Source organism: Myceligenerans xiligouense (genome assembly GCF_003814695.1).
Taxonomy (GTDB): Bacteria; Actinomycetota; Actinomycetes; order Actinomycetales; family Cellulomonadaceae; genus Myceligenerans; species Myceligenerans xiligouense.
On record NZ_RKQZ01000001.1, the window covers coordinates 3,270,125 to 3,282,606 of the forward strand.

Genomic DNA, 12,482 nt, shown 5'->3' on the forward strand with positions numbered 1-12,482 from the left:
ACTACGCCGGGGTGGTCTCTCAGGCGGACTTCTCGCGCGGCTGACGGCCACGGACCGCGGTGCGGCGCGGGACCACGGTCGGGTTGACGTTCTCCAGCACGACGTCGCGCGTGATGACCACGCGTTCGACGTCGTCGCGGCTCGGGACGTCGAACATGACCTGCTGCAGCACCTCTTCCATGATGGCGCGCAGCCCGCGGGCGCCGGTGCCCCGCAGCAGGGCCTGGTCGGCGATCGCCTCGACGGCACCGTCCTCGAACTCCAGCTCGACACCGTCGATCTGGAACATCCGCTGGTACTGCTTGACCAGCGCGTTCCGCGGCTCGGTGAGGATGCGGACCAGGGCGTCCCGGTCGAGCGGCGACACCGACGCGACGACCGGCAGGCGCCCGATGAACTCGGGGATCAGACCGTACTTCTGCAGGTCCTCGGGACGGACCTCGGCGAACAGGTCCTCGTCCCCTCCGGTCTCCATCGGCGCGGCGAACCCGATGCCGCGCTTGCGGGCCCGCGAGGCCACGATGTCGTCGAGTCCCGCGAACGCGCCGGCGACGATGAACAGCACGTTCGTGGTATCGATCTGGATGAACTCCTGGTGCGGGTGCTTGCGGCCACCCTGCGGCGGGACCGACGCGCTGGTCCCCTCGATGATCTTCAGAAGCGCTTGCTGCACCCCCTCGCCGGACACGTCCCGGGTGATCGAGGGGTTCTCCGCCTTGCGGGCCACCTTGTCGACCTCGTCGATGTAGATGATCCCGGTCTCGGCCTTCTTGACGTCGAAGTCGGCCGCCTGGATGAGCTTGAGCAGGATGTTCTCGACGTCCTCGCCCACGTACCCGGCCTCGGTGAGGGCCGTGGCGTCCGCGATGGCGAACGGGACGTTGAGCATCTTGGCGAGCGTCTGGGCCAGGTAGGTCTTACCGGTGCCGGTGGGCCCGATCAGCAGGATGTTCGACTTGGCGATCTCCACCTGGTCGGTGTCTTCCTGGCTGCCCGGCGCCTTGGGGCCGTTGCTCGCCTGGATCCGCTTGTAGTGGTTGTAGACCGCGACGGCCAGGGCCCGCTTGGCGGACTCCTGGCCGATGATGTACTGCTCGAGGAACTCGAAGATCTCGCGCGGCTTGGGCAACTCCGTGAGCCCGACCTCGGCCGCCTCGTTCATCTCCTCGTCGATGATCTCGTTGCAGAGCTCGATGCACTCGTTGCAGATATAGACGCCCGGGCCTGCGATCAGCTTGATGACCTGCTTCTGGGACTTGCCACAGAAGTTGCACTTCAGCAGCTCAGCGCCGTCACCGATACGCGCCACGTATTCGTCTCCTCGCTCCTGCGCTCTGACGAGCGGTCCGGGCTCTGGTCGGGCGATTCTGTCTCTACGGGAAAGCTTCCAGATCTCCAGGTGGGGCCCGCGGACCCCAGGTCGGTTACTTCCCATTGCACACCACCGGGGGCCCGGTTGTCAGCCGGTCTCACGGCGGGTCGTCCAGGTGAGATTCTCGCCAGTACTGGCAAGATTGCCATGATTTCAACGGCGTGTCTCGTTTTTCCCGAGACCGTCCGCCGCCCCTGTCCGCCGAGGCAGCGGGATCGTGCTCGTCCCGCTACCTCGGCGGCGTCCGCACAGGAGCGCCGTACCGGTCAGGGGGCCGCGATGGCCTGCGGCTTACGCGACTCCAGCACCTGGTCGACCAGGCCGTAGTCCTTGGCCTCCGCGGCCGTCAGGATCTTGTCGCGCTCGATGTCGTCGCGGACCTCCTGCGACGTCTTGCCGGAGTGCCGGGCCAGGGTGTCCTCCAGCCACTCACGCATCCGGATGAGCTCGTTGGCGTGGATCTCGATGTCCGACGCCTGCGCGTAGCCACCGCCCTCCATCGCCGGCTGGTGGATGAGCACGCGGGCGTTCGGGAGCGCCAGGCGCTTGCCCGGCTGCCCCGCCGCGAGGAGCACCGCCGCCGCGGAGGCGGCCTGCCCCAGGCAGACCGTCTGGAGCTGCGGCTTGACGTACTGCATCGTGTCGTACAGCGCCGTCATCGCGGTGAACGAGCCGCCCGGGCTGTTGATGTACAGGATGATGTCGCGGTCCGGGTCCTGGGACTCCAGGACGAGCAACTGCGCCATGACGTCGTCGGCGGACGCATCGTCCACCTGGACGCCCATGAAGATGATGCGGTCCTCGAACAGCTTGGTGTACGGGTCCTGGCGCTTGAATCCGTAGGCGGTCCGCTCCTCGAACTGGGGCAGCACGTACCGGCTCGACGGCGCCGCTGGTGCCATGGAGTGCGGCAGGCCGCCGAACTGGGGCCGGGCGTGCGAACCGGCAAGGCGCTCGGCCGCCGCCAGGAACTGGGCTTCAGGGCTCACTGTGGTCTCCTCGATCCTCGAAGTATTCTCGGCGTCGTCAGGACGCGCTGTTCATGCCGCCGCCGCCGGCCAGGGCCGAGCTCTCGACGACGTGGTCGATGAAGCCGTACTCGAGCGCCTCGGGCGCCGTGAACCACTTGTCGCGGTCGCTGTCCCTGGTGACCTCCTCCAGGGTGTGGCCGGTCTGCTCGGCCGTGAGCCCCGCGAGCACCTTCTTCATGTGCATGATCAGTTCGGCGTTGATCCGCACGTCGGTGGCGGTGCCGCCGATGCCGCCGGAGGGCTGGTGCATCATCACCCGGGCGTGCGGGGTCGCGTAACGCTTCCCCTTGGCACCCGAGCTGAGCAGGAACTGGCCCATCGAGGCCGCCATACCCATCGCCACGGTCGCCACGTCCGGCTGGACGAACTGCATCGTGTCGTAGATCGCCATGCCCGCGGTGATCGAGCCACCGGGGCTGTTGATGTAGAGCCAGATGTCCTTGGTCGGGTCCTCGGCCGCGAGAAGCATCATCTGGGCGCAGATCGCGTTGGCGTTGTCGTCACGCACCTCCGAGCCGAGCCAGATGATGCGTTCCTTCAGAAGCCGGTTGTAGATCGAGTCGTTGAGGCCGAGGCCCGCCCCCTCCGACCGTGCCACCGGCCCAGCGTCTGTCCGCAGATCGTTCACGTCTCACTCCTCAGTGTCCGGCAGGTTCCTGCAAGCTTGTCGATCGACCCTAACGCGCGCGCTGCCGCCGGAACTCCCTTGTAGGGCTACGTTTCGCCGACAGCGCACGTGCGCTGCCCTCGGCGTAACGAAAGCGGTCTCGCGCCGCCTCCGCGGCCCGCCGTGCCAGGGCATCGATCGCGATCGACGGCGCGCCCCCGCCGCTCCCGGCCGCGGGCGCGCTCGTCCGGGTACGACGGCGCCCGGGGCACCCTCCGTACGGAAGGCCACCCCGGGCGCCGTCGTCGGCCACGACGAGACCGGTGGCCGCGTCAGGCCTTCGCGGTCTCCGGCGAACCCTCGGTGCCGTCCGCCTCGTCCGCGGCCTGGGCCTGCGCCTCGGCCATGGCCTGCTCCAGCGCCGACTGCTGCTCGTCGATCTCGTCCGAGCCGATGAACTCGCTCAGGTCGACGGCGGCGCCGTTCGAGTCCTTGACCTCGATCTGGCGCAGCGCCACGGCCAGCGCCTTGGACCGCGCGACCTCGCCGACCATCGCCGGGATCTGGCCGCCCTGCTCCAGGGTCTGGATGAACTCCGACGGCTCCATGCCGTACTGGCGCGACATGCTCACCAGGTACTCCACGAGCTCGCCCTGGCCGACCTTGACCTCGAGCTTCTCCGCGAGCGTGTCCAGCAGGATCTGGTTCTTCAGAGCCTTCTTGGCGTCCTCGGTGACCTCGGCGCGGTGCTCGTCGTCCTCCAGGCGGCTCTCCTGCTCGAGGTGGCGGTGCACCTCGGCCTCGACCACACCGGACGGCACGGGCACCTCGACGGCCTCCAGGAGCTTCTCCAGGAGCGCGTCCCGGGCGGCGACCGCCTGGTCCGAGCCCTTGCCCTGAGCCGCCTGCGTCCGCAGGTCCTCCTTGAGCTCGTCGAGCGTGTCGAACTCGGAGGCGAGCTGCGCGAAGTCGTCGTCCGGCTCCGGCAGGTCGCGCTGCTTCACGCTGGTGGCGGTGACGGTGACGTCCGCGTCCTCACCCTCGTGGTCGCCGCCGGCGAGCGGGGCGCGGAACGTCGTCGTCTCCTCGGCGGACAGGCCGGTCAGGGCCTCGTCGAGACCTTCGAGCATGTTGCCCGAGCCGATCTGGTAGGAGACGCCCGAGACGGAGTCGACCTCCTCCTCGCCGATCTTGGCCGTCAGGTCGATGACGACGTAGTCGCCCTCGACGGCCGGACGGTCCACGCCGACCAGGGTGCCGAAGCGCTCGCGAAGCGCGTCGAGGCGCTCGGTGATGTCCGCGTCGGTGACCTCGGCCGCGTCGACCGTCACGTCGAGCGTGCTCAGCTCGGGCAGGTCCAGCTCCGGCCGGATCTCGACATCGGCCGTGAACTTCAGCTGGCCCTCACCGGCCTTGGCCGGGACCTCGGTGACGTCCACGGAAGGCTGCGCGAGCGGGCGCAGCTCGTTGTCGGTGAGCGCCTGGCGGTAGAAGTCGTTGAGGCCGTCGTTCACGGCGTGCTCCACGACGGCGCCCCAGCCGACCCGCTGGTCGATGATGCGCGGGGGGACCTTGCCCTTGCGGAAGCCGGGGATGTTCACCTGCTCCGCGATGTGCTTGTAGGCGTGGTCGATGCTCGGCTCGAGCTCGTCGTAGTCCACCTCGACAGTCAGCTTGACCTTGGTGGGGTCCAGGGTCTCGACGGCGCTCTTCACTTCGTTGGTCTCCAGATGATCGGGGGTGCGCTCACCCGGGACCTGGGGCGTGAGGAACTCACGACGGCAGGAGCCACCTGGCGGGCGCGGGGATGCGGGATCGTGCGACAGATGCACGGCAATCCCGATCATCGTACGCCTCCCCGCGTCTCCTGCCGAATGCGCCGGACGACACGCCCGGCCGGGCGCCGGGGACGCCACCGGGCTGCTGGTTTGCGCCCTCCCCCGCCGCGGCACACCATGCGCACATGGACGAGCTGAACCGGGCGATCGTCGAGCGCCTGCTACGCGACGGACGCGCCACCTACCAAGAGGTCGGGAACGCGGTGGGACTGTCGGCCCCGGCGGTGAAGCGGCGGGTCGACCTCATGCTCGCGCGCGGGGAGATCGCCGGGTTCACCGTGCACGTCACCCCGGCGGCCATGGGCTGGACCCTGGAGGGCTACGTCGAGATCTTCTGCGACGGGATCGTCGCCCCGGCCGTGCTGCGGCGAGACCTGTCACCCATCCCCGAGGTGGTCCGCGTGGCGACCGTGGCGGGTGACGCCGACGCCATGGTGCACGTCGTCGCCGCCGACATGGCGGGCATCGAGCGCACCGTGGAACGGATCCGCTCCGCCGCGCACGTCGTCAAGACCCGCACGTCGATCGTGATGTCCCGGGTGGTGGACCGACCGGAGGCGTGAGCGGTCGGTCCGTCTCCACACGAGTACGGAGCCACGAGAGCGCGCCCGCTGTTCCCCGGTGGGGCGTCGCCGGGCACACCGCAGGGCTGAAGCACACTCCGGACCGGCCCGCGCTCGGGACCTCTGGCCCTGCTCCGGCACTCCCCGGCAGGAATAGTGTCGAGGCGGAAGGCAGGGGTTTCCGTGCTCGGAGTGCAGGCGGGAGCCGCGATCGACGAGGAGGGGTTGGCGTGACGATCCGCCCGGGTGAACGTGCGCCGCGAGGCCGTCGTCCCGGCCCCGACCCCGTGCTGGCGGCGCGGCTCGCCGACTGGGTGGGCGCGGACATCATCACGCACGAACAGGCCGATCTCATCGCGGCACGCGAAGGGGCGCTCGCGGCACGGCGGCCGTCGGCTCCGACGGTTCCCGGATCCCTGCTGTCCGAGGCGCTCGGGTACGTGGGCGGTGTGGTGATCCTGGTGGCCGCGGTACTCCTCGCGACCGAGTTCTGGACGGAGCTCGGCACCACGGGAAGGCTGGCCGTGGTGGGCGGCGCTGCCATGGCGTTGCTGGCCGCCGGCATGGCCGTGCCCCGGAGCGCGGGGGCGCAGGGCCGCCGCCTGCGGGCCGTCCTGTGGGCGGCGGCCACAGCGGCTTCCGCCGGGTTCACCGCGCTGTTCACCTCCGACGTGCTGGCGGTGCCCGACGACGACGTCGGGGTGACGACGAGCGCCGTGACGGCGGCGGTCGCGATGACACTCTGGTGGTGGCGTCCCACGAACCTCCAGCACCTGGTGGCGCTGGTGGCGCTGGCCGGAACGGTGGGCGCGGTGGTCGCGAGGTTCAGCGACGTGGACCACCTGCCCGGCGCCGGGGTGTGGGCCGTGGGCCTCCTGTGGTTCCTGTTCGCGGTCGGGGGCCTCCTTCGCCCCCGGCGGCTCGCGCTCGCGCTGGGCGCCGCGGTGGCGGTGTTCGGCACGCTCATGATGCTGCCCACGGACTCCGGGATCACGCTGATGCTGGCCACGGCCGCGGCGGTCGTGACGCTGGCCGTCGTGATGACCGACCTGGCGCTCCTGGCGGTCGGGGCCGTGGGCCTGCTCATCGCCCTGCCGACCGCCGTGCAGACGTGGTTCGGCGGCACCTTCGCCGCTCCCGTCGCACTGCTCTGCGCCGGCCTGGTCCTGGTCGGCGCGGCCCTCTGGATCGCACGACGACGGCACCGGCCTGACGTCGCGTAGCCGACGCCGGACGTCGCGTGCCCGACGGCGGAGGCCGGGACCGGGACCGGGACCGGGACCGGGGACAGGACCGGACCGGCAGCCGCCGCCAGAGGCCCGGGCCGGACGGCTCCGCGTTCGACACCTGACCGTTTAACGTGCTTTGTCGAGTGAATCGGTTCGGGGATCGGCGGCGCGACGGACGACTGGATCTCCGAAAAATCCGGGTATTGCAGCGAACGGCGTTCGAAGCTAGCGTCGCGAACCGAGCCGGGAACGTCGAACCGGTTCACAACTCTGTCGATGCTCTCAACGAGGAGATCCCATGCGAAGAGTCCTGTCCCGAGTCTGCGCGCTCGCCCTCCTGGTGGGCGCGTCCCTGACCCCAGCGCTCCCGGCGTCGGCCGCGGGCAACACGCTCACCGTCGACGTCGGCGACGTCGTCCGCCCCGTCACGCACGTCGCGTCCGGCGGCCTGTACGGCGTCGGCTCGGACTCCGAGCCGACCAGCGACCAGCTCCTGCCGCTCAGCCCCATCAGCTTCACCCAGCCGCCGCCCGGCACCACGCACCTGGGCAACGGCGCCACCGAGCCGTGCTGCGACGCCCTCGACGTGACCGGGAACATCACCCGCGCCGGCGCGCAGCAGTTCATCCGGATGCCGGACATCTACCCGTCGTTCCCCTACCAGTGGCAGGGATGGGCGGACTGGGAGGACAAGGTCCGCACGATGGTCCAGGACCGTCTCGACGCCACGTGGGCGACGAACATCCAGGGCTGGGAGATCTGGAACGAGGCCGACTGGACCTGGGACACCGCCGCGGCGGGCAGCTGGCACGACGGCTGGACCCGCACCTACCGGCTCATCCGGACCATGGACACGGTGACCCCGATCGTCGGGCCCGGCGACTCCCACTACAGCCACGACCGGATGCTGGCCTTCCTGACTCACGCGCGTGACACGAACACGGTCCCGGACGTGATCATCTGGCACGAGCTCGGCAGCATGGACTGGAACTCGTTCGACGACCACGTGGCCGACTACCGCGCCATCGAGCGGTCGCTCGGTATCAGCCCGCGCCCGATCGCGATCAACGAGTACAACTCGCGCGACCAGATGGACATCCCCAGCGTCGCCGTCCACTGGATCTCCGTCCTCGAACGGCACGGCGCGCGGGAGGCACACCGCGCCTACTGGTTCGAGGCGGGCACCTTCAACGGGCTGTTCACGCTCGACGGCCAGCCCACGGCGTCGTACTGGGCCTACCGCTGGTACGGCGAGATGGCCGGCAACGTCGTACGGACGACGCCGCAGAGCTGGCTGGACGGCGTCGCCTCCTACGACTCGAGCCGCGAGATCGTCAACGTGGTCCTGGGCGGCGACAGCGGCAACAACGCGGTGCGGGTCGACGGCCTGGCGTCGTTCGGCTCCTCGGTCGACGTGACCGTCAGGTCCGTCCCGGGTTCCGGCCGGCACACGCACGTCTCGGCCCCGACGGTGATGTCCACCTCGACGATGCCCGTCTCGAACGGCAGCGTCACCGTTCCGGTCAACGGCATGACCGCCGAGGGTGCGTACCAGGTCGTGGTCACCCCGGCGGGCGGTCCGACGTCGTCCTGGCAGCAGACGTACGAGGCGGAGAACGCGACGGTGGTGAACGCGCAGACCCGCTCGTCCTCCGGCGCGTCGAACGGGTACTACGTCGGCGGTATCGACGGCTCGGCTGACATGCGATCGGACAGCTTCGTCGACTTCACCGTCAACGTGCCCACGGCACGCAGCTACACGATGACGATCCGCTACGCGAACGGGACCGGTGCGACGTCGACCCACGGCCTGGCCTACAACGGCGGCGCCTGGTCCACCGTCTCCTACCCGCCCACCCCGGGATGGGCGCAGTTCGCAGAGGTGGACGTCACCGTCGACCTCGACGCGGGGTACAACATGATCCGGCTCGCCAAGGGCTCCCCGTACTTCGACGGGGGCACCGGCTACGCCGAGCTCGACAGCATCACCCTCTCCTGAACCACGCGAACCCCGACGTCGAAACCCGACGTCGAACCCCGATGTCGAACCGCAGTGACACGCCGACAACTCGCGACTCTGTCGGCGTGTCGCTGCGGTTCGACGGCGCAGCGACACCCATCTAGGCGGCGGCCGCGGACGCGAGTGCCGCCTGGAACGCCGGGACGTCGCCGCCGCCCTCCTGGACCTCGCGGTTGAACCTGGTCGCCGCGTCCGTGATCGCCGTCAGGTGGGCGACGGGGATGGCGGCCCCATGGGCCATGGAGGAGACGATGGTGTCCTCCTGGAAGGACTTGATCGCCATCTTCTGGTACTCGGTGAACTCGTCCTCGTCGATGTCGGCGCGGGCCGGGATGGCCCCCTTGACCTTGTTGAAACGGATCTGGGCCTCCTTGGACCCGATGGTCTCCAGCCACGCCTTCGCGCTGTCCTCGTCGAGGATCCCGGCGGACAGGGTGAACGAGTCGGCGAGGAAGTCGAAGGTGCCGGCGCTTCCCGGCGAGGGGACCGCGACGTAGTCCGTACCGAACTCCTGGTTCGCGTTGTCGAATCCGCTGACGGCCCAGTCCCCCATGACGTTGAAGGCGGAATCGCCGTCGATCACCCGCTGGATCGCCCGATCCCAGTCGAGGTCCATACGGTCCGCGTTGGTGTAGCCCAAGATCGTCTTGTAGTCCTCGAGCGCCGCGGTCACCTCGGGGCCGTTCCAGTCCGTGGTGCCGTCCCAGAGGCCGGAATACGCCTCGGCCCCGAGGCTGCCGAGCAGCACCGTCTCGAAGAGGTGGACCTGCGTCCAGGTGGTTCCGAGCGCCAGCGGCGCTTCCATGCCCGCGTTCCTCAGCTTCTCCAGGTCCGCGACGAAGGCGTCGATGCTCTCGTACCGGCCGGACGGGTCGATATCGTTTTCCTGGAGCACGGCCGGGTTCACCCACATCACGTTCGCCCGGTGGATGTTCGACGGAACCGAGTAGATCTTCCCGTCCTCGGTGGCCAGGAGGTCGATGAGCCCTTCGGGGAAGACGTCGGTCAGGCCGTGCTCCTCGTAGAGGCCGGAGACGTCCTGGATGTAGCCCTCGTCGATGTAGTCCTGCAGCTCCGCTCCCGCGTGAGCGACGAACGTGTCCGGTGGGTCCTGGTTCTCCAGCCGCGACTGCAGGTGATCCTTGGCCGCTCCCCCGCCGCCCCCGGTCACGCCGTCGTCCACGAAATCGATTTCTGGATGTTGCTTCTCGAACACCTCCACCAAGGTGTTCAGTCCTTCGTTCTCCGAGCCCGTGGACCACCAGGTGTAGACGGCCACGTCCTGGTGGGAGTCGGGGGACGGGGCAGGGTCTCCCGTTCCGGCGGCGCAGCCCGCCGAGGCCATGCCGAGCAGGGCGGTCGTCGCTACGAGCGCTGTCGTACTTCTCCGAGTGAGGTGCATCGCGTGTCCTGAGAGTCCTTCGTCATCGAGGGCCAGGGCATCGCCGCCCCGAACTGCGGTGTCCGGGCGCGGGACGCTGATCGCCACGAGAGTAGCCGAAGACCGAATCGGTCCGCCAAAACGCGGACGCCGCCGCCAACGGCTTGATGACTTGCTAAACTCACCAAGCGATGGACACCCAGCCGCTCTACCAGATCAAGGCGGACCTCTTCAAAGCCCTCGGGCATCCCACCCGCATCCAGGTGCTCGAGGTCCTCGCCGCCGCGTCCGACCACACCGCCCCCGTGGCCCGCCTCGCCGACGTGACCCGTGCGGAGGCGTCCCAGCTCTCCCAGCACCTCGCGGTGCTCAAGCGCGCCGGGGTCGTCACCTCCACCCGGACCGGGAACGCGGTCCGGTACCAGCTGGCCGAACCACTCGTCGCGGAACTGCTCGTCGTCGCTCGCGCCTTCCTGCTCTCCTCGCTCGCCACCGGCCGCGACGGAGCGGCCGACCGGCTCACCGCCGCGCGCGACCTCCCCGCCCTGCCCGGCGCGAACGCCCGGACCCTGCTCGCGGCGACGCGCCCCGGGGCGGACGACGACACCCCGGCCCGCGCGTGACCGCCCGCGGGTTCGTCGCACGCCTCGACCTGCGCGGCCTTCTCCCCGTCCGCGCCGACTACGACGTGCGCCCCCGGACGCTGCGCGCCGACCTCGTGGCGGGCGTCACCGTCGGCGTGGTCGCCCTCCCGCTGGCGCTCGCGTTCGGCATCAGCTCCGGCGTCGGACCGGCGGCGGGACTGGTCACCGCGGTGATCGCGGGCATCGTCGCGGCGGTGTTCGGCGGTTCGAACGTTCAGGTCAGCGGGCCGACGGGCGCGATGGCGGTCGTCCTGGCACCGATCGTCGCCGAGTACGGGCCCGGCTCGGTGGCCCTGGTGACCATCGGAGCGGGACTCGTCGTGCTCGTCCTCGGCGTGCTCCGGCTCGGCCGGGTGGTCACCTTCATCCCCTGGCCGGTCGTCGAGGGATTCACACTCGGCATCGCGGCCATCATCTTCCTGCAGCAGGTGCCGAGCGCGCTCGGGGTACCCGCCGAGGCCGGGCACAACACGCTCGTCGCCGCCCTGGGCGCGATGGGAGACGCCGCCGGCGCGCCGGACACGGCGACCCTCTGGACCCTGGGGATCGTGGCGGCCGTCGCGGCACTCATGCTCACGCTCCCCCGGATCCACGGGGCGCTTCCGGCGTCGCTCGTCGCCGTCGTCGTCGTCACGGTCGCCGCGGAACTGGCCGGTGCGTCGGCGCCCCGGATCGACGCGCTGCCCTCCGCCCTCCCGGTCCCGTACCTGCCGGATGTCACCACGGGCGCCGTCCGCGACGTGTTCGGCGCCATGATCGCCGTCGCCGCGCTGGCCACCATCGAGTCCCTGCTGTCCGCACGGGTCGCCGCGACCATGCCTACCGGCCGCGGCGGTAGCGGCCCCTACGAGCCGGACCGGGAACTGGTCGGCCAGGGCCTCGCGTCCGTGGCGAGCGGGATGTTCGGCGGCATGCCGGCCACCGGCGCCATCGCCCGCACCGCCGTCAACGTGCGCTCCGGCGCCCGGACCCGGCTCGCCGCCGTCGTGCACGCCCTGGTCATCCTCGCGGTGATCTACCTGGCCACCGGCCCGGTGTCCCGCATCCCACTGGCGGCGCTGGCGGGTGTCCTCATGGTGACGTCGTTCCGGATGGTGCACGCGGGCACCGTGCGGGCGGTGCTCACGTCGACCCGGTCCGACGCCGTCACGTTCGCTGTCACGGCGATCATCACCGTCGCGTTCGACCTCATCGAGGCCGTGCAGATCGGCCTGCTCGTCGCGGCGTTCCTCACGCTGCGTCACGTCGCCCGGGCGGCGTCGGTACATCGTGACCCGCTGCCCGGCGCCGCCCGGCCCGGGGACGAACACATCGCGTCGTACCGCCTGGAAGGCGCCATGTTCTTCGGCGCGGCCGGGCGCATCCTGGCCGAGGTGACCCAGGGCAGCCGGCGCGACGGCGTGAGCGTCGTGATCCTGCGCCTCTCCCAGGTGCGGCTGGTCGACGCCACCGGCGCCAACGCGCTGGCCGAGCTCATCACCGAGCTCGAACAGCGCGGCGTGACGGTCCTGGTCAAGGGAGTCCAGGACAGGCACCGCAGACTCCTGGTCAACGTCGGCGCGCTCAACCGCCTGCGTCACGAGAACCACCTGTTCACCACTCTCGACGCCGCCGTCGCCCACGCCCGCTCGCACGTGGCGCGCGAGCCCGGCTCGCAGCAGGATCAGGCCTTCGCCCCGGCGTAGCCGTCCAGGACGAGGGCGCCGGGTCGGGCGACGGCGCCGGGGGCGAGGAGGCAGCCGCGGGTGTGAGGCGGGGTTGAGCCGGGCGGCCGGGGATGAGCCGGACGGGCACGCC

The 12,482-nt window shown here is 70.3% G+C and carries 10 protein-coding genes; 5 read left to right on the forward strand and 5 right to left on the reverse strand.

All coding sequences use genetic code 11. The features are described 5' to 3' along the window. Positions 1-19: 19 nt before the first annotated feature. From clpX to tig, 4 genes are all read right to left on the reverse strand, one after another. Positions 20-1,309 carry an ATP-dependent Clp protease ATP-binding subunit ClpX gene (gene clpX / locus EDD34_RS14250; RefSeq protein WP_123815166.1) on the reverse strand — a complete coding sequence of 430 codons (1,290 nt, stop codon included), beginning with the start codon at positions 1,307-1,309 and terminating at the stop codon, positions 20-22. Positions 1,310-1,638: 329 nt separating this feature from the next. Beyond that, positions 1,639-2,361 carry an ATP-dependent Clp protease proteolytic subunit gene (locus tag EDD34_RS14255; RefSeq protein ID WP_123815167.1) on the reverse strand — a complete coding sequence of 241 codons (723 nt, stop codon included), beginning with the start codon at positions 2,359-2,361 and terminating at the stop codon, positions 1,639-1,641. Positions 2,362-2,398: 37 nt separating this feature from the next. Then, entirely contained in the window at positions 2,399-3,031 is a 633-nt protein-coding gene (locus EDD34_RS14260) for an ATP-dependent Clp protease proteolytic subunit (RefSeq protein ID WP_123815168.1), read from the reverse strand. Positions 3,032-3,342: 311 nt separating this feature from the next. Next, positions 3,343-4,725, reverse strand: coding sequence for a trigger factor (tig, locus tag EDD34_RS14265; protein WP_123816548.1), 1,383 nt, complete (start codon positions 4,723-4,725; stop codon positions 3,343-3,345). A gap of 248 nt (positions 4,726-4,973) precedes the next feature. Between tig and EDD34_RS14270 the strand changes: the two genes are divergently transcribed. From EDD34_RS14270 to EDD34_RS14280, 3 genes are all read left to right on the forward strand, one after another. Further along, complete coding sequence (locus tag EDD34_RS14270; RefSeq protein ID WP_123815169.1) at positions 4,974-5,411, forward strand: Lrp/AsnC family transcriptional regulator; 438 nt, start codon at positions 4,974-4,976, stop codon at positions 5,409-5,411. Positions 5,412-5,641: 230 nt separating this feature from the next. Beyond that, a complete protein-coding gene (locus EDD34_RS14275; protein ID WP_123815170.1) occupies positions 5,642-6,634 on the forward strand; it encodes a DUF2157 domain-containing protein in 993 nt (330 codons plus the stop codon). A gap of 304 nt (positions 6,635-6,938) precedes the next feature. Further along, a complete protein-coding gene (locus tag EDD34_RS14280; RefSeq protein ID WP_123815171.1) occupies positions 6,939-8,639 on the forward strand; it encodes a carbohydrate-binding protein in 1,701 nt (566 codons plus the stop codon). A gap of 121 nt (positions 8,640-8,760) precedes the next feature. Here EDD34_RS14280 and EDD34_RS14285 read toward each other — a convergent pair whose 3' ends face one another. Beyond that, on the reverse strand, positions 8,761-10,062 hold the full coding sequence (locus EDD34_RS14285) for an ABC transporter substrate-binding protein (protein WP_123815172.1): 1,302 nt from the start codon (positions 10,060-10,062) through the stop codon (positions 8,761-8,763). Positions 10,063-10,232: 170 nt separating this feature from the next. Between EDD34_RS14285 and EDD34_RS14290 the strand changes: the two genes are divergently transcribed. Continuing rightward, a complete protein-coding gene (locus EDD34_RS14290; RefSeq protein ID WP_123815173.1) occupies positions 10,233-10,664 on the forward strand; it encodes an ArsR/SmtB family transcription factor in 432 nt (143 codons plus the stop codon). Continuing rightward, on the forward strand, positions 10,661-12,370 hold the full coding sequence (locus EDD34_RS14295; protein WP_211341589.1) for a SulP family inorganic anion transporter: 1,710 nt from the start codon (positions 10,661-10,663) through the stop codon (positions 12,368-12,370). The genes EDD34_RS14290 and EDD34_RS14295 overlap by 4 nt, the downstream gene beginning before the upstream one ends. Positions 12,371-12,482 lie beyond the last annotated feature (112 nt).